This window comes from Desulfuromonas sp., from assembly GCA_002869615.1.
Classification (GTDB): domain Bacteria; phylum Desulfobacterota; class Desulfuromonadia; order Desulfuromonadales; family UBA2294; genus BM707.
Map to the genome: position 1 here is coordinate 61,819 of PKUH01000108.1, position 22,457 is coordinate 84,275.

General features: G+C 52.2%; 22 protein-coding genes. All 22 read right to left on the minus strand.

Annotated features, from left to right (window positions below; genetic code table 11):
* Positions 1-26: 26 nt before the first annotated feature.
* Entirely contained in the window at positions 27-476 is a 450-nt protein-coding gene (locus C0623_12365; protein ID PLX98461.1) for an SsrA-binding protein, read from the minus strand.
* A gap of 54 nt (positions 477-530) precedes the next feature.
* A complete protein-coding gene (locus C0623_12370) occupies positions 531-983 on the minus strand; it encodes a hypothetical protein (protein PLX98462.1) in 453 nt (150 codons plus the stop codon).
* A gap of 131 nt (positions 984-1,114) precedes the next feature.
* Entirely contained in the window at positions 1,115-2,113 is a 999-nt protein-coding gene (locus tag C0623_12375; GenBank protein ID PLX98463.1) for a hypothetical protein, read from the minus strand.
* A gap of 30 nt (positions 2,114-2,143) precedes the next feature.
* On the minus strand, positions 2,144-2,410 hold the full coding sequence (locus C0623_12380; protein ID PLX98464.1) for a hypothetical protein: 267 nt from the start codon (positions 2,408-2,410) through the stop codon (positions 2,144-2,146).
* A gap of 12 nt (positions 2,411-2,422) precedes the next feature.
* Positions 2,423-4,108, minus strand: a complete 1,686-nt coding sequence (panP, locus tag C0623_12385) for a putative pyridoxal-dependent aspartate 1-decarboxylase (GenBank protein ID PLX98465.1) — start codon at positions 4,106-4,108, stop codon at positions 2,423-2,425.
* 4 nt (positions 4,109-4,112) lie between these two features.
* A complete protein-coding gene (locus tag C0623_12390) occupies positions 4,113-4,988 on the minus strand; it encodes a pantoate--beta-alanine ligase (GenBank protein PLX98466.1) in 876 nt (291 codons plus the stop codon).
* Positions 4,969-5,772, minus strand: a complete 804-nt coding sequence (gene panB, locus C0623_12395) for a 3-methyl-2-oxobutanoate hydroxymethyltransferase (GenBank protein PLX98467.1) — start codon at positions 5,770-5,772, stop codon at positions 4,969-4,971. Before panB ends, C0623_12390 begins: the two co-directional genes overlap by 20 nt.
* A gap of 251 nt (positions 5,773-6,023) precedes the next feature.
* Positions 6,024-6,599, minus strand: coding sequence for a hypothetical protein (locus C0623_12400; protein PLX98468.1), 576 nt, complete (start codon positions 6,597-6,599; stop codon positions 6,024-6,026).
* Positions 6,600-6,620: 21 nt separating this feature from the next.
* A complete protein-coding gene (locus tag C0623_12405) occupies positions 6,621-11,387 on the minus strand; it encodes an NAD-glutamate dehydrogenase (GenBank protein ID PLX98469.1) in 4,767 nt (1,588 codons plus the stop codon).
* Positions 11,388-11,482: 95 nt separating this feature from the next.
* The gene (locus C0623_12410; protein ID PLX98470.1) at positions 11,483-12,400 is read right to left on the minus strand and encodes a hypothetical protein; all 918 of its coding nucleotides are present in this window, start codon (positions 12,398-12,400) and stop codon (positions 11,483-11,485) included.
* Positions 12,354-13,175 carry a ribosomal RNA small subunit methyltransferase A gene (locus C0623_12415; GenBank protein PLX98471.1) on the minus strand — a complete coding sequence of 274 codons (822 nt, stop codon included), beginning with the start codon at positions 13,173-13,175 and terminating at the stop codon, positions 12,354-12,356. The genes C0623_12410 and C0623_12415 overlap by 47 nt, the downstream gene beginning before the upstream one ends.
* A gap of 6 nt (positions 13,176-13,181) precedes the next feature.
* Positions 13,182-13,667: a DUF2062 domain-containing protein gene (locus tag C0623_12420; GenBank protein ID PLX98472.1), complete on the minus strand. Its 486-nt coding sequence runs from the start codon at positions 13,665-13,667 to the stop codon at positions 13,182-13,184.
* 17 nt (positions 13,668-13,684) lie between these two features.
* Positions 13,685-14,692: a tRNA (adenosine(37)-N6)-threonylcarbamoyltransferase complex transferase subunit TsaD gene (gene tsaD / locus C0623_12425; protein ID PLX98473.1), complete on the minus strand. Its 1,008-nt coding sequence runs from the start codon at positions 14,690-14,692 to the stop codon at positions 13,685-13,687.
* A gap of 44 nt (positions 14,693-14,736) precedes the next feature.
* Complete coding sequence (locus C0623_12430; protein PLX98474.1) at positions 14,737-16,053, minus strand: phosphate starvation-inducible protein PhoH; 1,317 nt, start codon at positions 16,051-16,053, stop codon at positions 14,737-14,739.
* Between the two features lie 17 nt (positions 16,054-16,070).
* Positions 16,071-16,349: a hypothetical protein gene (locus C0623_12435; protein ID PLX98475.1), complete on the minus strand. Its 279-nt coding sequence runs from the start codon at positions 16,347-16,349 to the stop codon at positions 16,071-16,073.
* 28 nt (positions 16,350-16,377) lie between these two features.
* On the minus strand, positions 16,378-17,517 hold the full coding sequence (locus tag C0623_12440; GenBank protein PLX98476.1) for a cysteine desulfurase: 1,140 nt from the start codon (positions 17,515-17,517) through the stop codon (positions 16,378-16,380).
* 3 nt (positions 17,518-17,520) lie between these two features.
* Positions 17,521-18,459: a hypothetical protein gene (locus C0623_12445; GenBank protein PLX98477.1), complete on the minus strand. Its 939-nt coding sequence runs from the start codon at positions 18,457-18,459 to the stop codon at positions 17,521-17,523.
* Positions 18,460-18,594: 135 nt separating this feature from the next.
* A complete protein-coding gene (locus C0623_12450) occupies positions 18,595-19,599 on the minus strand; it encodes a GeoRSP system radical SAM/SPASM protein (GenBank protein PLX98478.1) in 1,005 nt (334 codons plus the stop codon).
* The gene (gene pqqD / locus C0623_12455) at positions 19,589-19,939 is read right to left on the minus strand and encodes a pyrroloquinoline quinone biosynthesis peptide chaperone PqqD (protein ID PLX98479.1); all 351 of its coding nucleotides are present in this window, start codon (positions 19,937-19,939) and stop codon (positions 19,589-19,591) included. Before pqqD ends, C0623_12450 begins: the two co-directional genes overlap by 11 nt.
* Positions 19,936-21,003, minus strand: coding sequence for a YedE-related selenium metabolism membrane protein (locus C0623_12460; GenBank protein PLX98480.1), 1,068 nt, complete (start codon positions 21,001-21,003; stop codon positions 19,936-19,938). The genes pqqD and C0623_12460 overlap by 4 nt, the downstream gene beginning before the upstream one ends.
* 1 nt (position 21,004) lies before the next feature.
* Complete coding sequence (locus tag C0623_12465) at positions 21,005-21,544, minus strand: hypothetical protein (protein PLX98481.1); 540 nt, start codon at positions 21,542-21,544, stop codon at positions 21,005-21,007.
* Entirely contained in the window at positions 21,545-22,453 is a 909-nt protein-coding gene (locus C0623_12470; GenBank protein ID PLX98482.1) for an ABC transporter substrate-binding protein, read from the minus strand.
* Positions 22,454-22,457 lie beyond the last annotated feature (4 nt).

Genomic DNA, 22,457 nt, shown 5'->3' on the forward strand with positions numbered 1-22,457 from the left:
CTATCGACTAACTGAAAAGATCCAGATCAGTAATTGTGGTCGCGCATCGCGCGTTGCGATTCACGTTCAGCCTGTTTGCGCTTCAGTGTCTCACGCTTATCGTGGTGATGCTTACCCTTGCCAATACCGACCTCTACTTTGGCCCGACCATTCTTGAGATAGAGTTTGGTCGCGATCAGAGTATATCCACGTTCGTCGACCCGTTTGGTTATTTTGTTGATCTCTTCCCGATTGAGTAGCAGTTTGCGTGAGCGGGTCGGATCATGATTAAAACGATTCCCCTGCTCGTAGGGACTGATATTCATATTATCGATAAAAATTTCGCCACCACGAATCTTGCAGAAAGATTCCTTGAGGCTGACCTTCCCGGCCCGGATCGACTTGATTTCGGTCCCGGTCAGAACCAGTCCCGCTTCATAGGTGTCCTCGATAAAATAGTCATGATACGCTTTTTTGTTGTTGGCGATGATTTTCATAAAGCGCAGGATACAGCAGACGGAAGTGAGAATACAGCAGAAAAAAAACGAATTTCAGCCGGAGCTCTGGGCGTCCACGATTTCAACAATAACCGGCATATACTCCTCTTTCGTCAGATATCGGCTGGCAAAGCGGAGGGCTATAAAAGAAGCGGTCATAAAAGTAGTCCCGGATATCGCGGCGAGCAGATCGGGGTCGCTGCCGCTGATTAAATTTTCAGCCAGCAACTGCCCGGCGATCGCGCCAACAACCAGACAGACCAGGGGAACGATATATAAAAGGAAAGAAGACTGGAGAAAAGATCTGGTCGTGGTCGCAATTCTGACCCGGTCACCAATTCCGGCATTGAGCCGATTATGAACTTCAACCGCTTTACTGCTATTGTCTTCACCGACATGACAAACACCTTCTGCGGCACAGTTTTCACAAAAGCTGCTCTTCTGGCAGAGAACGACTGCGACAGCCTTATCCTTGAGTTCAATAACATGCCCCACTTCTTCAATCATAAAGAAACTATAACACAGTCGATTTACCGAAGATAAACCTGATCAGGATTTTTTTTGCCGGTTTATTATCAAGTAGATTCAGACTTTGATCCTGCCTTCTCTCGTCTCTCCGTAAAAGGTTAAAGCAGCATTTATAGATTTCCTTCGCCGAGAACATCGATATTGTCGAGATAGAGACGGGTCACCTCGCCGCCCCGCTCGCCGCGACAGAGAAAATCTGGCAATTGCTCTATCGGCGGCAATTCAGCCGGCTGTAAAACCAGAAAACTTGCCTCCTTGCCTTCGGTCAGCGTCCCGATCCGATCATCAATCCGCAGGGCGCGTGCGCCGTTGACCGTCGCCATTATCAACAGCTGAAGCGGATCGATAGCCGGACCATAAACATCGCGCGCATATTCCATCTCGTCCCAGAGCGAAAGACTTGCATTACTTGCCATACTGTCGGTACCTAGAGCCAGGTTGACACCCTGGCAAAGATACGATTCAACCGGCGCCCGCCCGACCCCGAGCCGCGCGTTGGAACGGGGGCAAAGAACAACCGAAGCCCCGGCCCGGGCAAGAGCCCTGATGGCAGCATCATCAAACTGGACTCCGTGAACGAGTAGTGCCGGCGGCGATAGCACTTCACTTTTCTCGAGATACTCAAGACTGCCGCGTTGATACGGCGGCATCGGCTTATGCCAGCCAACCGCCGGATAGAGATGCGCGGCGATCGGACCGGCGGATTCAAGAAGAAAAGTCGCTTCATCTTCCGATTCGGCAACATGGATCGTTGTTAAACGGTTGTGCTTGCGAGCCAGTTCGGAAACCTTGCCCAGAGTTTGAGGTCCGACCGTATACGGTGAATGCGGCGACAAACCGCGCTGCAGACGATGCAAATCGCCACCCTGCAACCAGTCATTGGCCATCATCGGCAGAACGGCGCCCATCCCCTCATCGAGACCGATCAGCTCAAAACAGAGCCATCCATAAAGTGGCGTTTCCCGGAAAGTTGCATCGAGCAGATGGACTGACAGGATATCGCATACCGCTCCGGTCCCTGACTGCAGCAATGTCTTTATTCCGTGTTGAATCGAAGCCTGCAAATCGTCCGGTTCGAGACTATGCTTGATCCGGATTAATTCGAGAATCCAGTCGACGAACCCATCTCTCCCCTGATCTTAATCGCATGTTGAGGCCCCCGAGTTACGATGCTGGAACCACTCCGGGAAATCGGTTAGTTCGAGGTGGGTATGGGCATTAACCAGCGGCGGCATGATGATCGCTGCGCCGAAATCGATGACTTCGGCGTCCGGGGCGACATCGCACAATTGTCCAGCCGAACCGATGGCTACGATACGACCATCCCTGACGAGCATCGCCCCGCCCTCAATCGGCGCGGCGGTCATCGGCAGGATATATTGACTGCAATAAATTTGTTCGGACATCGGTCTGCCGACTCAGCGAGTCATGTCTGACAACACTGAAGTTGTCGGAATGCCTTCGATTTCCATACGGATATTCTCGATCTCTGCCATCATCGCCTGGGTCTCCGGGTGCATCACAATTCGGGTCTGCTCCTCGAGCACGGCCGCCAGTATTTCATCGGTTGTGAGCGGATTGGCCAGGACTACCCGCATCACTGTCACGAGTTTCCGGTTGGTCGCCGGCAATTGCAAACGCGTTCTCGAAACAAAGGTTTTACCGGCCTCGCGTTGAGCTTTCTGAATCAGACGGTTGACCTGGTCGAGAAGACCGTTAATACGGCAGCGCTGCGCAACAGTCGCCTTCAACAATGCATCCTGGACCGGTAGCGGACAATATAGGTAGGTCAGAATATTGAGCTCAGGCTCACTGGTTAACTGGAATTCGTCATGCATCTTGATCATTTCAGCGAACCGACGGGCCTTTTCTATGCCGGTATCGATCAGCAGTTCGTATCCCTTGCGGCCGATAATGGAAAGTCCGGCATGGACCAGCATTGATTTACCGGGGCGAGAGCCTTCCAGGGTGTGACTGCCCAGATCTTTCGAACCTTCACGCAGGATATAGGCGGCGTGATGTTCGATCGCGGTAAGTGTTGTCGGATCCCTGAAAACAACCATTCCGACTCCCATCGGAACGTAAAGTTGCTTGTGTGCATCGAGAGTGACCGAGTCGGCCCGTTCGATACCTTTCATGATGTGACGGTACTTGTCGGAAAAGAGCGTTGGCCCGCCCCAGGCGGCATCGACATGAAAATGGCAGCCAACCTTTGCGGCGAAATCAGCCATCTCGGAGAGCGGGTCAACATTACCGGTTTCGGTCGTCCCGGCGATACCGACAAGGGCCAGCGGACGTATTCCTTCATTTTTCAGCCGCGCGGTCTCCTGGCGTAGATGTTCCATGTCGAGTTTGTTGTCAGCGTCCGTCTCGATCAGAACCAGGTTGTCTCGACCGAGTCCGAGCAAGTCAACTGCTTTGCCAAGAGAATAATGACCGCGCCGTGAAACCAGTACGGCCAGATCGCGGCATCCGAGAAATTCAAGTGAGCGGGCCAGTCCTTCCCGGGCAATTCCGCGAAAATCTCCATAGGGAGCGAACAGGCGATTCCGGGCGGCCCAGAGCGCCGTCACATTGGCAATAGTACCGCCTGAGCAAAAGGCGCCAAGAGCATTATCGCTGTTATGAATCCATTGGCGGTAAAAAGAGTCATTGGCACTAAAAACAAGTCGGTGCAACATTGCCAGAACCTGACGCTCCATCGGCGTAAAAGCTTTTGAGGTCTCAACTTTGACCAGGTTCTGATTCAGGGCAGTCATGATGCGCGACAACGGCAGCATGAAATATGGCAGCGCCGAAGTCATGTGACCGACAAAACCGGGAGCGGCGGTATGGACTGATTGGGCAACCAGCTTTTCCTTGACGAAACCGGTGTACTCTGACACATAAGTCGGTTCTTCCGGAATCACGGTGTTTGAAAAATCGACCTCGATCTCTTCCAGACTCCGTTCAAGGGCAACGATATGGGTCTGCAGAAAATCCGCGACGTTTTCGGTGATCGCCTGATCAACAGCGCCGAGAGTTGTATCAGGGGCCTCCGGGACAGTAAATATCCGGTACAGGTTTTCCAGATTGGCGCGGGCCGCATCCCTGTTCTTTGGCATATTTTTATCCCTGGAGAATGAAACTGTTGTCGATCAGACGGGTATTACCAATAAAAACCGCAAGGAGCAGGACAGAATCGGCATCAACATTCTGCTGTTCCCGAAGTGAGTCCCGGTGGCAGATTTTAAGGTAATCGATGCGGGCCTCGGGCTCTCTTTCGATCATTTCTGAAATTTCTTTCAAAATAACTGAACCATTCAATTCACCGCCAGCTGCCAGAGTACGAGCCCGATTCAGGGCGCGTGAAAGGACTAGCGCCTGTTGTCGCTGTTCCGGCGACAGGTAAACATTGCGTGAACTCATCGCCAGACCATCGGCTTCACGTACGATCGGCAATCCGATGACTTCGACCGGCATATTGAGATCGAGAACCATTCTACGGATAACGGCCAGTTGCTGAAAATCTTTCTCACCGAAATAAGCTGAATCAGGCTGGACAATATTAAACAATTTATTGACAACCGTAGTGACGCCGCGAAAATGGTCGGGCCGGCTTGCTCCGCAGAGAGTTTCAGTCAAACCCTCAACATTGACGTACGTCGCATAGCCACCCGGATAGACATCCTGTGGCAGCGGGGCAAAAACAAGGTCGGTTTCGCAGGAAGCAGCAAGTTCAAGATCGCGATCGAGATCGCGCGGATAGGAATCAAGGTCTTCGTTGGCACCGAACTGAGTCGGATTAATGAAAATTGAAAGGATCAGGATTTCACTACGGCGACGAGCCTCACGGAGCAGTGAAAGATGCCCTTCATGCAGGTAGCCCATAGTCGGAACAAAACCGATCTTTTTCCCGGCTTGACGCATTTTCAGACAATAATGCTGCATCCGACCGATATCGTGGATCACTTGCGGAGCGGAATTACTTGAAGCTGTGCTCATCTGTCGGGAACTCACCCTGCTTGACCTCTTTAATATAGTCGCTGATACCTTGCCGGATCACAGGCGCGACATCGGCGTATTTTTTAACGAATTTTGGTGAATATTTTTCGCAAAGACCAAGGATATCATGGATCACCAGGACCTGCCCGTCGCAGGCTATTCCGGCACCGATACCGATCGTCGGGATTGTGAGTGACCCGGTAATCTCGCGCGCCAGTGTTGCCGGAATCCCTTCAAGGACAACAGCAAAAGCACCGGCATCCTGTACCGCTCTGGCATCGGCCAGAAGTTGACAGGCTTGCGCTTCCTCCCGCCCCTGGACCTTGTATCCGCCCATACGATGAATCGACTGCGGCGTCAGGCCGATATGGGCCATGACCGGAATATCCATGTCGACAATCGCCCGGATGGTTGTTGCGACATTCTCACCGCCTTCGAGCTTGACGGCATTGGCCCCGGCCTCCTTGACCAAACGTCCGGCATTCAGACGGGCGTCGCGTCGAGAGGTCTGGTAAGAGAGAAAGGGCAGATCGGCAACAATCAGAGCCTGCTCGCTACCACGCACCACCGCCTTGGTATGGTAGATCATTTCGTCCATGGTCACCGGCAAGGTCGTATCGTAGCCGGCAACCACCGATCCGGCCGAATCGCCGATCAGGATAATGTCTATCCCTTCGCCATCCATCAGTCGGGCAAAAGGGTAATCGTAGGCGGTAAGAACGGCAATTTTATCTCCGGTCTCTTTCATACCCCGGATATCATGAACAGATTTTCTTTGACTCATACTTTCCTCAATATCTTGAGAATAAAAAACGCCTTCCAGGACAGGACCCGAAAGGCGTGATAAACAGACGACGGCACAAAAGTGCTGTCCGGTTTTGCTATCGCCTTCCGTCCCGGTCCGAGGATCCAGGCGGTATGCATTTTGGTCTGGTCGTATATTGGCTCCGCTACGGGTTACGGGCCATGACCCTGACCTTGAAAAACGAGGTAATTCTATAGCACAGGGTCCGGAGGGTGTCCAGACAAAACTGGCTATTTCTCTAACGATAATCCATCTTTATAGGCATCTGCCTGCTTCTCGCCAAGCGACCAGTATTCTCTGATGCCACCGAGATAAACCAACGGGTCGAACATTGAAACATCGGGAGCATCGTCGCCGGAGAGCGCTCCGGCAACGGCATGAATTTCAACAATTTCTCCAATTACAAGGCGATAATCACCGAGCGGCAGTTCGAGTTGAAATTTACATTCGACCGACAGCGGTGATTCGGCAATCAGTGGGGACTTGACGATGGCAGCCGGCTCGGTTGTCAGTCCGGTCATATTCAGCTTATCCTGTTCACGACCGCTCCGGATGCCACAAAAATCAGCGGCGAGCGCAAGTGAAACCGGAGTCATATTGACGACAAAGTCGCCACCGGACTTGATGTTTTCATAGGTTTTGCGCCCATAGTGCAATGATACGGCCATGGTCGGCGGCGTCTTGCTGACTATGCCGGCCCACGACGCAGTCATAACGTTAACCGTGCCGTCGGCAGCAACTGTTGAAATCATCGTTGTCGGCTGTGGGAAAAAAGTTACGCACGGGCCGAGTCTCTCTTTTTTCATACCTGCTCCGATAGATTGATATTAAGTCGTCATTGACTCCAGTAATTCAACCAGAACATTAAAAGGGTTCAGATTGACCGGTGGCGACGCCTGCAGTTCATGACAGAGCGTTTGCCATTTACGCGCAGTAGAACGGTGCCGGGATAAAAATGTATTGCAATTGCAATCGTTGCCAACACAGATTTCCTGTGCCAACCGAAAGAATATCGACTCGAACTGACGTTCCAGTGCATGCCGGGCCTGCTTGTCCCAACGGCCCGGCAGGTGAATCCCGGACAGGAGATTGAACAACCGGTCGAATTCAAGGGATGCCCTGAGATCACGGTAGGTCGTAAAAACCGAAAACAGGTCTTTCCCGGTCAGCTCAACGAGCTTCATAACCGGCAGAAAATCTTTCAGGACGTCCAGCTTGACAAAGCGACGGGCCATAGCCTCTTCCATACCAAGCCCGACAAGCTGCCCGACCTCTTCATCCATGGCCTCGCAGGTCCCGGAGTCGAGCACGGAAGATAACGTTGCGGTAAATTGATCTAAATCGCTACGCACCCCCCGGATCACTTCAGTTTTCAATTCCGGAATGACTGTGGCAGAGAGGGACCCTTCGGTCAAAAAGTCGAGAGTATTTTCGAGCCGCAGCAGCAATTGATGCTGTTTCCCGGCCGACATCCGGTTATCGAGTGCAAAGACAGCCGACCTCATTTCGGAGCTCTCGATTGCCAAATCGAGCAGTAAGTAGACTGCCGCAACCACTTCGGGAGTGCGGCCGGTCCGTTCACTCTGGCTCATAACAAAACAGCACCCGGCCTGATCAACGATGTAATTGGTCAAAACCGTAGCGACTATTTCCGGTGCCAGGGGATGGTGCAACAGGTCTTCCCTGAAATCTTGCTGGATGGCATTCGGAAAATAATCGAGCAGAAATCCCTGTACGACATCGGCTGAAGCCAGTTCACCTTCAAGCAAAGACTGGTAAAGATGCATCTTGCTGTAGGCGAGAAGGATAGCGAGCTCAGGTTTTACCAAACGGGAATCAGTACGGGTATTGATCTCTCTGGCCGACGGCAGATATTCGCTGCGGCGATCAAGGATACCAGCCCGACTCAGGCGATCGAGAAGGGTAATGAAAGGCTCAATATCATCTTCGGAGCGAACCAGGTCGAGCGACAGGGCCAGGGACTGGCTATAGTTGTTGGCAAGGACATCATCGCAAACCTCATCGGTAACGGACAACAGGATTTTATCCCGTTCCTGACGAGATTCGACTTTCCCATTTTTGGCAAGTTGCCCCATCAATATCTTGAGATTAACTTCATGGTCGGAACAATCGACACCGCCGGAATTGTCGATCGCATCGGTATTGATCCGGCCACCGGCCAGTGCGTATTCAATCCGTGCGAGTTGGGTCATTCCGAGATTCCCCCCTTCCCCGACTACCTTTACCCTGAGTTGTGAGGAATCAATGCGAACCGGATCGTTAGCCCGATCACCGGCGTTTTCATTGTTTTCGGTTGAAGATTTCACGTAGGTGCCGATGCCGCCATTCCAGAGGAGGTCGGCTTTGGCCGCCAGGATGTAGCGGATCAGGGTCTGACCATCGAGGGAAGCATGGCGGATGCCGAGCCACTCCCGGATTTGATCGGACAAAGGAATATCCTTGGCGGCCCGCTCAAAGACGCCGCCGCCGGCCGATATCAACGACTGATCATAATCGGCCCAGGAAGAACGCGGCAAGTCAAACAGCCTCTTTCTTTCATGCCATGTTTTTTCAGGGTCCGGATCGGGATCGATAAAGATATGCATGTGATTAAAGGCAGCGATCAGCTTGATGCTTCTCGACTGCAGCATGCCGTTGCCAAAGACATCCCCACCCATATCACCGATTCCGATAACCGTCACCGGGTCGGTCTGTACATTGATCCCGATTTCGCGAAAATGACGCTGCACCGAAACCCAGGCGCCGCGAGCCGTAATAGCGAGTTTCTTGTGATCGTATCCGGCCGAACCGCCGCTGGCAAAAGCATCATCCAGCAAGAAGTCATATTCAGCGGAGACACTGTTTGCGGTGTCAGGCAGATGCGCCGTCCCTTTGTCAGCGGCCACGACGAGGTATGGATCAACATCATCATAGGCAACCAGTTGGTCCGGCGTGACTATTTCATCATGAATCCGATTATCGGTTAAATCAAGGAGGCCGCGCATCAGGGTTTTATAGGCTTCTTTCGATAACTCGGCCCCCTCTTCGCGTGTTGTAAATGGCGTTTTGACAACAAAACCGCCTTTTGAACCGACCGGGACAATCAGGGTGTTCTTGGTCATTTGCGTTTTCATCAAACCAAGTACTTCAGTTCGGAAGTCATCAGGCCGGTCCGACCAGCGGATACCGCCCCGGGCGACCTTGCCACCGCGCAGATGGATACCTTCCATAAGTGCCGAGTGTACATAGACTTCATACATCGGTCGCGGTGCCGGCATTTCGATAATGCCGATTGCGCTGATTTTAAATGAAAAAAAGTATTCGGCGGAATCCCGACGAATAAAAAAATTGGTTCGAATCGTTGAGTCGATAAGATTAAAAAAAGCTCGCAGAATCTGGTCTTCATTGATATCCGAAACAGCTTCCAGCGCCGCGGACAGAGCCATGCGTATGGGCATCAATCCCTGCTCTTCACGTTCCGACATCGAGGCCCATTCCGGCCGCGGTTCAAAACGGGCCGCAAAGTAACGGTAAAGCTGGGCAGTAACCTCGGGGTTATTGATAAAGGCAAAAGCGACCCTTTTTTTGGTGAAGGGTGACACGAGCTGGAAATAGTAGTTTCGATAACCGCGGAACACGTCGACCTGACGCCAGTCAAGACCTGTCAGTACCAACAGATGGTGCAGGTAATCATTTTCGACCTGGCCCGTTCGAAGGGCCATCAATGTCTCGAGCATGTTTTCCCGGACTTCAGAGAGCGGCAGGGCATGGTCGACCCGGTTGCGGATCGAAAAAGACTTGATATAGACGGTGGTCGCGTCGATCTGTACCGTAAAATCAGTTTCATCAATGACTGTCAGATAAAGGTTTTCCAGAAATGGCATCAGCTCATTGAGGTAAGTTTCCCGGCAGCTGTAGAACTGAAGACGATAGTACTGCTCCTTGCCGCTGAATGGCCCCCAGAGATCAATGACATCATTTTCGCCCCCTAACAGTCGTTCAATGTTTTTAATATCCCGCACGGCGAACCGCGGATGAATGAGGGCTCTGTAATCAATCGCAAACGAATGACGATATTTTTCCCAGAGTTGGCTGCCTTCGGAATCACCGAGTGTTTTCTCCAGTAATTGATGAAGCTTCTGGCTCCACGGCTGGGTGATATGAGTCAATCCCCGCTCAATCTTGTCAATGTCGACAACAACTTCATCGCGATCAGGCTGGAGGTTAACGTGCAGTGACATGTAATCAGGTGAAAGATGTATGATTCGGGTAAAAACCTGTTCAACCCGGAAGTGGCGGCACAGGAAACTCTCAATCCGCGCGAGATTGTCGTCGCTGTAAAAATCTTTCGGCATGATCAGCAACAGCGTAACCCCGCGGATCGCCAGGCCCTTGGTCGGAATAACCCGGACCATCCCATGCCGGTAGAGCAGAGCAAAGGTTCTTACGGTTTCAACGATTTCCGCCTGATCCATGAAGAAGAGCTCGATCTTCGGATAGGTATTGAGGATTTCGATTATTTTGCGGTAGTCATGCGAACCTTTCGGTACCCCGAGACTGTTCAGGGCGGCCTCGATCTTCTGTCGCAGAACCGGAACGCTGAGGGTCTGGTCACTGAGCGCACTCTCCGACGGAAGTCCGATGAAACCATGTTCAAGCCAGGTTCCGTCTTCAAGTTCCTGGCGGGCGCCGAGATAAACCAGTTGTTCGGCTCGCAAAATCGGGCTGACCCGTTCAAGCACTTCGATGCCAATCTGCTCCCGACGCAGCAACAGTTGTTGAAAACGGGGATTGAACTCGGAAATCGGGCGAACCTTGCTTTTATAATTGAGAAACAGCTTTTCATAAAGGCCGAGGGAGAGACCCTCTTCCGGTACGACCAGCCGATCACCATCCTTTTCCGGACTGATCCGTAAACATCGATACGCGAACAGAGCCGAGTTATCTTCACCGAACCATTTGAAAAAATCGGCGAAACTGGAACACTGATCACATTCGGCCAGCATCTTCAGTCGTTCGACAATTGCTGCACTGTCGTCTCTGATGCCCAGTACATCCCGCATGACCTGAGCAATCTCATCCTCAAGGCCGGCCATGTTCTCGGCAGGAGACTTGTCGAGTTCGATGACGATCATCGATTCTGTCTTACCGGGTCCACTGGTCGAGTGAATTGCTGTTACCCCCTCCTGTTCACGCTCGACATTGAAAATGGGATGAGTCACAACCCTGAAATGAATGTGGCGCCGATTCAGGCACATCTGGATCGTATGAACCAGATAAGGAGCGTCGGCACAATTGGTCACGAGAAGTGAACCATCACGACCTCCCAGGGGAAGCAGAGCAACCGCAACATCCTCATTGCGGCCGTTCAGGAAATCGAACAGCGCAGAGACCCAGTCGGCCTGCTCGGAAGCCTCTGGCCTGGCCAGGTAGTAAATCGGAGTCTGGGACGCAAGCATATCGGCAAGCGTCCGGACAATCGGCCGTTTATCAGCCGGATATTTTTCATCGAGAAGAGCCAGGGTTGCCGCCCTTTTTTTCGACAGATCCTCCTGAGCTGACCGGCGATCACTCGATGTCACGATCAATTTCATTGCAGCCTCCTGAATAGATCATCTTGAATAGCAAATACTAACTGTTCTCAAACAGGTTAAGGCATGAGCTCTGATACCGCAACCAGGTGTTGCTGCTAATTGTCAAAAAACTCAATGTTTGCCAGGTTTTTTAGTTCGGCGACCCAGTTCTGAAGCATTTTGGCGGACGACTCATCCTTGATAAATTTGATAATCTGCGGGCGTGCTTCATCGATAGTGAGTGGTACGTCTTCCTCGCGCGCATCCAGTCGAATCAGATGAAAGCCGAACTGGGTGGCAACAATATTGCTGACTTCACCAACCTTGAGCGAAAACGCGACATCTTCGAACTGTTTCACCATATCACCCTTGCGGGACCAGCCGAGATCGCCACCGGCTGTCGAACTGGGACAATCGGAATGTGCGCGCGCAATTTCTGAAAAATTCTCCGGGGTCACCTCTTTTTCTATTTTCCGGATTTTCTCCAAAGCTTTCTGTTCATTCCCATCGATCAGTTTGGCGAGTATATGGCAAGTCCGGATGCGGCCGCGTCGGATCATTTTGTCCGGGTGTTGTCGATAGATTTCATCGATTTTTTCTTCCGGAGGATCAGGCAGATCGCCGATTTTCTTATCAGTCAGCAGGTTGACCGATATATCCTGGCGCAACATCCGGTGATAAGTCATCGCATCAATTCCGGCCTTTTCAAGGGTCGCATAAAACTCGTCTTCACTCGGAAAATTCGCGATGATTTTGTACTTTTCCTCGTCGATCATCTCCTCTGTAGCAACAATTCCATAAAGCAAAGCTTCCTGGTAGATCAGTTCGCGGGCCAGTAATTTCTCCATTGCCAGCTCACGCAACTCTTTCAGCTCCTGGTCGGACAGTTGATCGACCGTTTTATGCAACTGTTCAATGGCATATCCCTGGACGGCATTCTCAAGATCACTCCGTTTGATTTCAGTTCCATTAACTCTGGCAACGAGGTCAGGCATTACAATCTCCCTTATCGCTTGTAAGTATATCAAGGTCATTGGCCAACCCGGCAAATTCGGCAAGAGACAGCGTCTCGCCCCGACGGGACGGATCGATATGATTGCTCAGACAGGCGGCTTCGATCTGCTCACGACTGAATCCGGTCACTTTCATGGTATTTCTCAGGGTTTTCCGGCGTTGGGCAAAGGCAGCTTTGACAATCCGGCGAAAAAACAGTTCATCCGCAATCGGATAACAGGGTTTATCGCGACGCTTGAAAAAAACAACAATTGAGTCGACCTTTGGCGGCGGCCGAAATGCGCCGGCGGGAATAACGACAACCGGTTTCACTGAATAGTACATCTGACAAAGAACCGAAAGGATTCCATAATCACGCGTCCCCGGGTCGGCACAGATCCGGGCTCCGACCTCTTTCTGAAACATCAGAACGGCGCGATCAATGAACTCGCGGTGGTCGAGAAGTTTAAAAAGGATCTGGCTCGAGATATTGTAAGGCAGGTTCGCAACGAAAACATACGGCGGGGCCTTGAGAACTGCTTTCCAGTCAAAAGCCAGAGCATCTCCGGCATGAATAATCAGGTTTTCATCCCGGCGTAATTCGAGACGTTCGATCAGGTCACGATCGAGTTCCATGACCTCCACGCGGTCGGCCCCGGCAAGAAGATGATCGGTCAGTGCACCAAGCCCGGGACCGACTTCCAGCACCGATTCTTCTTTTTTGATATCAGCAGCATTCAGGATATCGTCGATATATTTCCTTTCGTGCAGGAAATGCTGACCGAATTTCTTTTTGGTCCGGTAAAACGTATCCATTGTATTTTATTGACCCGCCTTTTTTTTACGCGGCCAACGGGAAATTCTGATCGTTTTGATGTAGGGAATAAAACGGATGGTCAGGGCATAGGAGATCGAACCGAAAAGAATCGCAAACAGAATACTGCCGACCAGCAGAGGCAGCAAAATATCCCAACTAACCTGACTGAGTGTATCGAAACTGTATTCCGTCGGCAGAGTCAGGCGCTCCATTCCGAGCAACAGTCGTCCGAATTCGTATTCGGCGGCATAGATGAATGGAGCGGTCAAAGGGTTTGTGATCCAGACACCGAGAACGGCGGCCAGTTTATTTTCGCGAAAAAGCCAGGCACAGAAGAAACCGATCGGCATCTGCACGCCAAAGGTTGGGGTCATGCCGATAAAAATCCCGAGAGCAAAGCCCTTGGCGATCTCCTCAGGGGTACCGTGGAGCCGGATAAAGCGGAGCAGATTCAATTTTGTCTGTCGCACCAGCGACCAGCGACGCCACATCGATAAACGACCTCCGTTTACTGACCAGCCTGATCAAGCGGCCAATTGGCAACGGCATTCATGCCTAAATCACCGATGGCTCCGTTTTCCAGATAATGATCGGCAGCAACTCCTAGCATTGCAGCGTTATCGGCACAAAGAGCCGGTGACGGGAAATAGACTAAACAAGAACTTTGCTCTGCAGTTGCCTGCATCCGATGACGTAAGCCGCGGTTGCAGGCAACGCCGCCGCAGACGACAATCCGTTCAAGCTGATGCTCCTTGGCCGCCCGGAAGGTCTTGGCGACCAGGACATCAATAACCGCAGTCTGGAACGATGCGGCGAGATCCTGAAGCTGTTGCTCATTCTTCACCGGTTGCGAAACGACAAAATTTCTGACTGCTGTTTTGATGCCGCTGAAGCTGAAATCAAGCCCCTTGTGCAGCATCGGTCGCGGGAAGTTGATTGCCTCAGGGTTCCCCCCGGCAGACAATTCATCTATCCTGGCACCACCCGGGTAACCGAGCCCAAGGAGCTTGGCAACCTTGTCAAACGCTTCGCCAGCCGCATCATCTCTGGTCCGGGCAAGGGTGCGATACTGACCTATCCCGTCAACCCGGTAGAGGTGAGTATGACCACCGGAGACTGCAAGAGCAAGAAAGGGAAACACGATTTCATGTTCCAGCAATGCGGCCAGAATGTGCCCTTCCATATGATGCAAACCGACAAAAGGGAGCTTTTTCGCTAAAGCTATCGCCTTGCCAGCCGAAAGGCCAACGAGCAGGGCGCCAATTAGCCCCGGACCACGGGTCATGCCGATACCTTCAATATCATTGATCGTCAATCCCGCCTTTTCAAGCGCTTGGTCAATGACCAGGGTAATTGATTCGACATGGCACCGAGAGGCCAGTTCGGGGACTACCCCGCCGAAGCGGGAATGAATGTCGATCTGGGAGGAGACAATATTCGAAAGGACCCGTCGACCGTCCTTTACGACAGCCGCAGCCGTTTCATCACATGAAGATTCAATCGTCAATACAAGCATAAAAGCTGATGTAATTTCACGACCTGGGTCGCAACTCCATTAAATCAAAGGAGATTCGCCGCAAGTTCTGCAAGGCAGGAGCGTTCTCCTTTGCTCAAAATAACATGCCCGGCGATGTCCTGTTCTTTGAATTTTTCAACAACATAAGTCAGGCCGTTGCTCGATGAGTCAACATAAGGGTTGTCAATCTGGTAAGGATCACCGGTCAGAACAATCTTCGTCCCTTCACCGGCCCGGGTGATAATGGTCTTGATTTCATGTGGCGTCAGGTTCTGAGCTTCATCAACAATCAGATACTGCATCGGAATCGAGCGCCCGCGAATATAGGTCAATGCTTCAATTTCGAGGAGACCAAGCTCGACCAGTTCCCGGTAGCCCCGTTTTCTTTTACCTTGCTCATCAACCGAACCGAGCAGTAATTCGACATTATCGAAAATCGGCTGCATCCACGGCGCAAGTTTCTCTTCAACATCTCCGGGAAGGAAACCGAGGTCCTTGCCGAGAGGAAAAACGGGGCGCGAAACCAGGAGCCGGTTGTATTGGCCATCGTCCGCCGACTTGAGCAGTCCGGCAGCAATCGCCAAAAGAGTTTTCCCGGTCCCGGCCTTGCCGACCAGAGTTACCAGCTGAATATCCTCATTCAACAGCATGTCCATGGCGAACTGTTGTTCTCGATTACGCGGGTGGATTCCCCAGACGCCCTCTTTCGGCACCTTGATCAGGGCCACAACGCGCCGCATCGTGGCATCAAAACGCCCGAGAGCCGTGTGTGACGGATTGGCCGCATCGGCCAGGGTCAGACACTGGTTGGGCAGATAGTCACCATCCAGATCAATAAAACCGTCATTGTAAAAACGGTCGATCGCATCTTTATCGACGAGAACATCTTTCGTGCCGGAATATAGTTCATCGATCGAAACCTTGTCCGATTCGTAATCCTCGGCGATCAGGCCAAGAGCATCTGCCTTGATCCTGAGGTTTGTATCCTTGGTAACAAAGACAATACCCTTGCCACCTTCAGCCTTGAGGTCGAGCGCGACCGCCAGAATCCGATTGTCACCGCGATCATCCTGCAATTCCGGCGGAAGGCGCTTCAGCGAATTTTCAGTAAAAAGAAGTACCCGCAGAATACCACCCGATTCGATCCTGACCCCTTCAAAAAGACGTGATTTCTTCCGTAAACCATCGAGGAAACGGGAGACATGCCGGGCATTGCGTCCGGTCTCACTCTGATCCTTTTTGAAACGGTCGATTTCCTCGATCACGGTGATCGGAATAACGACATCATTATCCTCAAACTTGAACAGAGCCTGCGGATCATGCAACAACACGTTTGTATCGAGCACATAAATTTTTTTCATATCAAAAAGGCACCCGTCTATCGATCATAATCGAGGAGCTCAATCCCCTCAGCGGTCGCCAGCATTTTAATATTAACCGGATAATCTTTGCCCGGAACATTCCGTTTACCTTGAAGAATAGCTTCGCCATAAGTATTCAGCATGTCAACAATCTGTTCCGGTGACTCTTCGATAATAAATTTCTGGTAAATACCGGTGCGCATCAGATCTTCGCGCGTCACTGCCTTTTCCGGCGGCAAGGCACATGCGGCTAAAGCAAAAACAAGCACCAGAACTGATAAAACGAATTTCTTCATCATCTCCTCCATGATCAGGATGACATTTCTATCGCGTAATTTGCCCAAGGGCATCAACAAGTTTTTCAATATCGTCCGTACTGTTGTAATAGCCGGGGCTGACCCTGACCGTACCACGCGGAAACGACCCGATTGTACGGTGCGCATCCGGAGCACAATGCAGACCAACCCTGACCATAATATCGTATTCATTATCAAGACGGAAACCAATTTCAGCAGGATCGAAATTTTTACAATTAAACGAGACGGCACCACCATGATTGGCAACATCACTCGAACCGTAAATAGCGACATCATCCAGCGAACCCAGACCATCAAGCAGCAGCTGCAAAAGAGATTGTTCATGTTCCCGGACGGATGCCAGTCCGATCTCATTAAGATACTGAACACCAGCCAGTAAACCAGCGATCCCGGGCGTATTCAACGTCCCACTTTCAAACCGCTCCGGCATTTCTGCAGGCTGCGCCCCTGACTGCGACAGCGTACCGGTACCACCGTAGATCAGCGGCTCAAGCTGAAGCCCCGGTTTTACGTACAAAACGCCAACCCCGGGTGGACCCATCAATCCCTTGTGGCCGGCGGTTGCGAGGAGGTCTATCCCCGATTCCCTTAGCGAAATCGGCAACAGACCGGCACTCTGCGCCGCATCGACCAGAAGAAGAATATCATTGTCACGACAGTATGCGGCGACCTGCTCAACCGGCTGAACCGAACCGGTCACATTGGAGCAATGGGTCATCACAACAAGCCGGGTCGGTTTCCGGCAGGCGGCGATAATATCGGCGGCAGCTATAGTCCCGGACGGGTCTGCCGATACTTTCTCGACTACGACACCCCGGTCCTGCAATGCATGCAGCGGTCTGAGCACTGAATTATGTTCCATCGTCGTCGTGACGACCCGGTCACCGCTGCCAAGTAACCCGAACAACGCAAGATTGATCGATTCGGTCGCCCCCGAGGTCAAGATGATCCGGGCGGAATCATCAACTGCAAAAAAATCTGCCAGTGCTTCCCGGGCGTCGAATACCATTCTGGCCGATTCAACCGACATGCGATGACCACCGCGACCAGGATTGGCACCATAATTACGAAAAGCATGATCCACGGCGCGGTATACCGCCTCCGGCTTTGGAAATGAGGTTGCAGAATTATCAAGATAGATTGACATAAATTATCGAGGACCCTTACACATCGGATCGATCCCGCCGGCAATATCGAGAACTTGAGACAGACCACGGCAACCACCAAAACATATCCCGTAATCCTGGCAGCCGGAGCATCCTGCCGGTTCCGCGGCCACCGCTCGACGAATCCCGGCACGCTTGGCGGATGCCCAGATCGTTGCGAAAGATGAGTCGAGCAGCGAACCGAGACGACTTGGCCAGGTTATACAGGGCCAGACAGCGCCGTCGAAACGGATATGGGCGAGGCTGTTGCCGGCCTGGCAGCCACCATATTCGCTGCGGCTCTCCGAACGTTCCGGGGCCAGCAACTCCCAGAGAAAAAGATCGTGAATTTCAAGCTGACAAGCACCCTTTTCATGTCCTTTTGCGGAGATTTCTTGTCTGAAGTTTTCAAGATCATCCGGTCGCAGCGCCCGGTCGGAAAGGGCCTGGAAATTATTATCAATTCTGACATTAGGCAATTTAAACCGGGGAAGTTCCAGGTTGCAACATAGCTCGTAAAGCGACAACAGAAATTCAATATTATTACGACCCGGAACCAGGGACAGCCCTGGATTGAACCCGGCGTCACGCACTTCCCGGATGACGTTTTCAATAGCCTGCTCATCAGGTTGGCCGTCGGTACAGAAAGGTTCGGCCCGAAGCAACAACTCAGCACCATGCAAGGAATGGTCGGAAAGAACGAAGATTTCATCCGGAGTGCCATCAAGCATTAATGTCAACCCGCAGCCATGGGCACTGAGTTGAGCGGCAATCTTGAATATCTGCGGATGCAGCAACGGCTGTTCTTCGAGCAGAACAAAAAAAGGTCGGGCCTCGATCAAACGCTGCAAAACGGTCGTGACAGTTTCATCCGCAGCGGCGTAGCCGGAACCGAACAGATCCCAGGTTACCCTGATCGGGTTTTCAAGACTTCCTAATGTCATGGCCAAAACAAAACAAGGGGCAGCAAGTCGCTACCCCCTGTAAAATCAGCAGGGATGGACGTTCGATGAACCAACTACTCGCGGTTTCTGATATTTCCTCATCTTATGCCTCCTTTTTAACGGTTAACGAATGGTTTATTTCCAGCAGTGCGGGTCGGGTTCGCTGAAATCACCGGTCGTTGCAAAAGCCCTGGCTGTGCAGCCGCCCATACAGGATTCAAATGAACCGCAATCGCCACATTTCCCTTTAGCTTCCTTGTTGCGCATCTTGTTGAGGATCGGTGAATGATACCAAAGCTCATCAAAATCGTCCGTCAGGATATTCCCGACCACGAGCGGAATAAAGCCACAAGGCGTGATATCGCCATTCGGTCTCAGATGAAGTGAAAGCTTACCACAGCTGCTCCCCTTGACCAACGGGTTTTCACTGTATTCCGGCAGTGACGCGATGACCGGATCGTCAAATGAGATATCAAGGTCATCGGTTTCGGCCTTAACCTGCAGCGCCTCGACATAAAAAGCCTTCCACTCTTCCGGTGACAGATCAAGATCTTCCCGGTTTTTGAAGCCGCGCCCCGAACACTTGAAATTGTGCAGATAGACCTGGTCGACACCATGTTCCCGTGCCAGATCAAGCAGTCCTCTAAAATCCCGGTAGTTGATGCGGGAGATGACCGAGCTCATCGTCGTTCGGACACCGGCCCGACGCAGCGCGTCAAGAGCACCCGTCGCCCGGTCGAAAGAACCGGCCATACAGCGGAAGTCGTCGTGCAATGCCGCGTCAACGCTGTCGACACTGATGCCGACACTCTTGAACCCCGAATCCTTTATCCGGGCGGCGGCCGTATCATCGAGAAGCCATCCGTTGGAATTCATCGAGACGTTGAGACCTTTTGACGAGGCATAGGTAGTTAATTCGAAGAGATCTTCCCGGATCAACGGTTCGCCGCCGCCAAAATTAATGAACGGAACCTGTTTTTCGGCAAGAATTTCAACGATTCTTTTATTCTCGGCCGTCGTGACCTCCGGGACCGATTCATCGCGGCTGTAACAGTGGATACAACTGAAATTACAGCGAAATGAGAGCGTCCAGTTAAAGGTCAGCGGCGCCGAAAAGAGTTCGGTAATATCAGTCGACATAATTCAGCCATCCCCTTTCAACGAGATCTTTGATAAACGCATCGACATCAGCAACAAGCTCATTGCGATCCACACTAAATTCTGCGGCCAGGGTATCGGCAATCGCATCACGATTACGCGTCCCGTCACACATCTGCCAGATTGAGCCACCAACATAATTGAGCTGATGCATCGTTCCGGCAACGACCAGAATCACCGTCCCCTGCTCGTCTACATCTTCACCCGCTTCAAGAGCGGCTATAACCTCAGCCTCCCGTTTGGCTTCGGTCCGCCAGACAATTTTGGGATCCCGTACAATATTTTTCAATGTCATGCCTTTCGATTCAACCGGGTCCGTCAAAGCGGAACCCGTTCACGGTATACAAGTGTGTTCAGCAGAATAAAGGCCAGACCGGCAAGAACAGCAATTTTGCCATAAATTCCGACACCGGCAGCAGTCGCTGCTATTCCCCAGGCCTGAACAAGGCCGCCACCAACAAGCATGCCGACAACGACCATCCCGGCGTCACTGTCGCCCTCACCCGCCTTTATCATCTGCCGGAACGGACAACCGCCAATAACAACCGACAACCAGCCGACAAGAAGCATCCCCAGAAAGCCCCATACAAATTCCTGGTGAGCTCCCGGTTGACCGTAATACCCCAAATTGAAACCGCCGGAAAGAACGCTTGTTGAAACCGCGACAACAAAGAATGCCAGCAGACCCCACGCGAGAGGCGCGCGTGGCCCCATCAGAAACAGATCACGGATGCTCGCCGTGATACAGAAACGGCTCCGCTGAGCGAGAAAACCGAGCAGAAGACCGGCCCCGAGGGAAATAAGCAGTGGCGCATGCAAGGAACCACTCCCGGTGACTGAATTCCGGATAAAACCGGGCTGAAATATGGAAAAAAAGAACAGAAGCAGAAACAGGCCGGGAATCCATAAGCCGCTACCTCCGCGCTGCTCCCGGGCGCGGCCGAGATGAACGCCGGCAGTCAGGGCCCTGATTCCGAGCCAGACGCCGGCTGCCAGGCCGGCGAGTCCGGAAAAAGCGGTCAGGTCGCCGGCGGTCAGGCGGAGAAAAAGCTTGATCGGGCAGCCGATAAAAACCGCACAGCCGACAATCAAAAAGACTCCGGAAACGAATCGGGGCAATGCCGCGCTGCCACCCCTGGAACGGAATTCACCGAGCAGCCGCGAACTGATAACAGCGCCAAAAATAAAACCGGTCAATTCGGGCCGGAGGTACTGCATCCTCACATTGTCATGCAGACCGATCGCCCCGGCGCTGTTTTCAACAAAACAGGAGACACAGACCCCGGAATTGTCAGGATTCCCCCAGACCGCGAGCATGACCCCGAGCAGTCCAAGCAAACCGCCCGACAATGTTATCATCCAGAAATGGCGATCAAATACCGGCATATTATTCACACCCTCCGGCCAGGCGGCTTTGCAGGTAATAGGTTTCCTTCAATGCTTTTTCAAGACCCGATGTCCGGTTGTTCTGCATTGATGATTTAATGGCCGGGATCGCCGACTCGACCAGCCGCCCAATCTGTTCACGGCGGTTCAGACTGCTGTTGGCATCGACATAGTCGCCGTTCATCTTGACAGCTTTTGCATACTGGGCGATACCTTCGTTCAGGACGCCCTGACTGACCAGAATTGATCCACGCAGAATGAAGATATGCGGCTCCCCGGGAAATTCCTTTTCCAAATCCTGCAATTTCAAAAGCGCTTCCGGATAGCGTCCGGCCTGCATCAAGCTCTCCACCGGCTGAAAAGAGTCGATCAGGAAAGCCGACCGCGCCCGTTCCTGCATCGCCCGCTCAACAGCCAGATTCTGTTTCGGCAGTGACATGGAGTCATCGGAACCGATAAAACCTCCGAGCAGCAGCCCGATACCGACCAGGCAGGCGGCAAGTCCGAGCAGTATCAATTTATCAAACAGATCTTTAAACAATCAGAACTCCTGATATGGCGGCATGTTGGCGTTTCTGGCCATACGCCGGATCGGGTCATAATCACTGTCACTCAGCTGTTCAAAACCACTGATCCAGGCTGAATCGAGCACCTTGAGCGTCTCACCATTATACTTAACAGTTGTTTCCGGGGTGATGGCAAGCAGAGCTTTGCGGAAACGGCTGACCATTTCCTCCGGAATCGAACTGGCAGCGCCAAATGTGCAATAAGGGATGACCTCACTCTGGGCAACGATATTGAAATCATCCGGCGAAATCCGACCATCCCGGGCCATCAGTTCAAGATCAAGGGCCGGTGCTGCGGCAACGTCATATTCACCGAAATAAACGCCGTAGACGACCTTTTCATGTTTGAACGAACCATGCGGAATCGCGTAATACTCAAGATCAATTTCGGGATCGAAACCGGCATTCAGCATCAGATCATACTGGGCTAGATACCCTGACGGCGCCAGCTGCGGGCCGAACACCATCCGCTTCCCTTTAAGGTCTTCGATCCTTTTGATGCCGCTCCCTTTTCTTGAGATGATTGTTCCGGCTGTCCGGGCACCGTACTGGCCACGCTTCTCGGTGGCGATTAATTGCATCTGCCGGTTTTCCTTGAGCATGATGTACAGCAACGAATTGCTGTGGCCGAACTCGAATTCCCCGGCCGCGAACCGTTCGGAGAAATCCTGGGTATCGACCGGTACAACCTTGAAATCGATATCGAGCTGTTCCGACAGGTAAGCGGTCAACGGTGAGAAACGTGCAACCGTCTCGACCTCACTGTTGCAGTTCATATAACCGATGCGCATCACCGGGCGTTCCTTCACCTGGTCGCATCCCACCGAGACGAACAGAAACAGGGCCGGAACCAGCCAGCTGGCTCTCCGTAATATTCCGCACATACAT

Bases quoted from the DNA above. Each gene is read 5' to 3' on its own strand.
- C0623_12440 (PLX98476.1), bottom strand. From the start codon at position 17,517: ATGTCAATCTATCTTGATAATTCTGCAACCTCATTTCCAAAGCCGGAG.
- C0623_12470 (PLX98482.1), bottom strand. From the start codon at position 22,453: ATGTGCGGAATATTACGGAGAGCCAGCTGGCTGGTTCCGGCCCTGTTT.
- C0623_12415 (PLX98471.1), bottom strand. From the start codon at position 13,175: ATGGATACGTTTTACCGGACCAAAAAGAAATTCGGTCAGCATTTCCTG.
- C0623_12390 (PLX98466.1), bottom strand. From the start codon at position 4,988: ATGAGCACAGCTTCAAGTAATTCCGCTCCGCAAGTGATCCACGATATC.
- tsaD (PLX98473.1), bottom strand. From the start codon at position 14,692: ATGCTTGTATTGACGATTGAATCTTCATGTGATGAAACGGCTGCGGCT.
- C0623_12445 (PLX98477.1), bottom strand. From the start codon at position 18,459: ATGACATTAGGAAGTCTTGAAAACCCGATCAGGGTAACCTGGGATCTG.
- C0623_12405 (PLX98469.1), bottom strand. From the start codon at position 11,387: ATGAAATTGATCGTGACATCGAGTGATCGCCGGTCAGCTCAGGAGGAT.
- C0623_12365 (PLX98461.1), bottom strand. From the start codon at position 476: ATGAAAATCATCGCCAACAACAAAAAAGCGTATCATGACTATTTTATC.
- C0623_12410 (PLX98470.1), bottom strand. From the start codon at position 12,400: ATGACCTTGATATACTTACAAGCGATAAGGGAGATTGTAATGCCTGAC.
- C0623_12435 (PLX98475.1), bottom strand. From the start codon at position 16,349: ATGAAGAAATTCGTTTTATCAGTTCTGGTGCTTGTTTTTGCTTTAGCC.
- C0623_12460 (PLX98480.1), bottom strand. From the start codon at position 21,003: ATGCCGGTATTTGATCGCCATTTCTGGATGATAACATTGTCGGGCGGT.
- C0623_12420 (PLX98472.1), bottom strand. From the start codon at position 13,667: ATGTGGCGTCGCTGGTCGCTGGTGCGACAGACAAAATTGAATCTGCTC.
- panB (PLX98467.1), bottom strand. From the start codon at position 5,772: ATGAGTCAAAGAAAATCTGTTCATGATATCCGGGGTATGAAAGAGACC.
- C0623_12380 (PLX98464.1), bottom strand. From the start codon at position 2,410: ATGTCCGAACAAATTTATTGCAGTCAATATATCCTGCCGATGACCGCC.
- C0623_12400 (PLX98468.1), bottom strand. From the start codon at position 6,599: ATGAAAAAAGAGAGACTCGGCCCGTGCGTAACTTTTTTCCCACAGCCG.
- C0623_12430 (PLX98474.1), bottom strand. From the start codon at position 16,053: ATGAAAAAAATTTATGTGCTCGATACAAACGTGTTGTTGCATGATCCG.
- C0623_12450 (PLX98478.1), bottom strand. From the start codon at position 19,599: ATGTCGACTGATATTACCGAACTCTTTTCGGCGCCGCTGACCTTTAAC.
- C0623_12370 (PLX98462.1), bottom strand. From the start codon at position 983: ATGATTGAAGAAGTGGGGCATGTTATTGAACTCAAGGATAAGGCTGTC.
- panP (PLX98465.1), bottom strand. From the start codon at position 4,108: ATGCCAAAGAACAGGGATGCGGCCCGCGCCAATCTGGAAAACCTGTAC.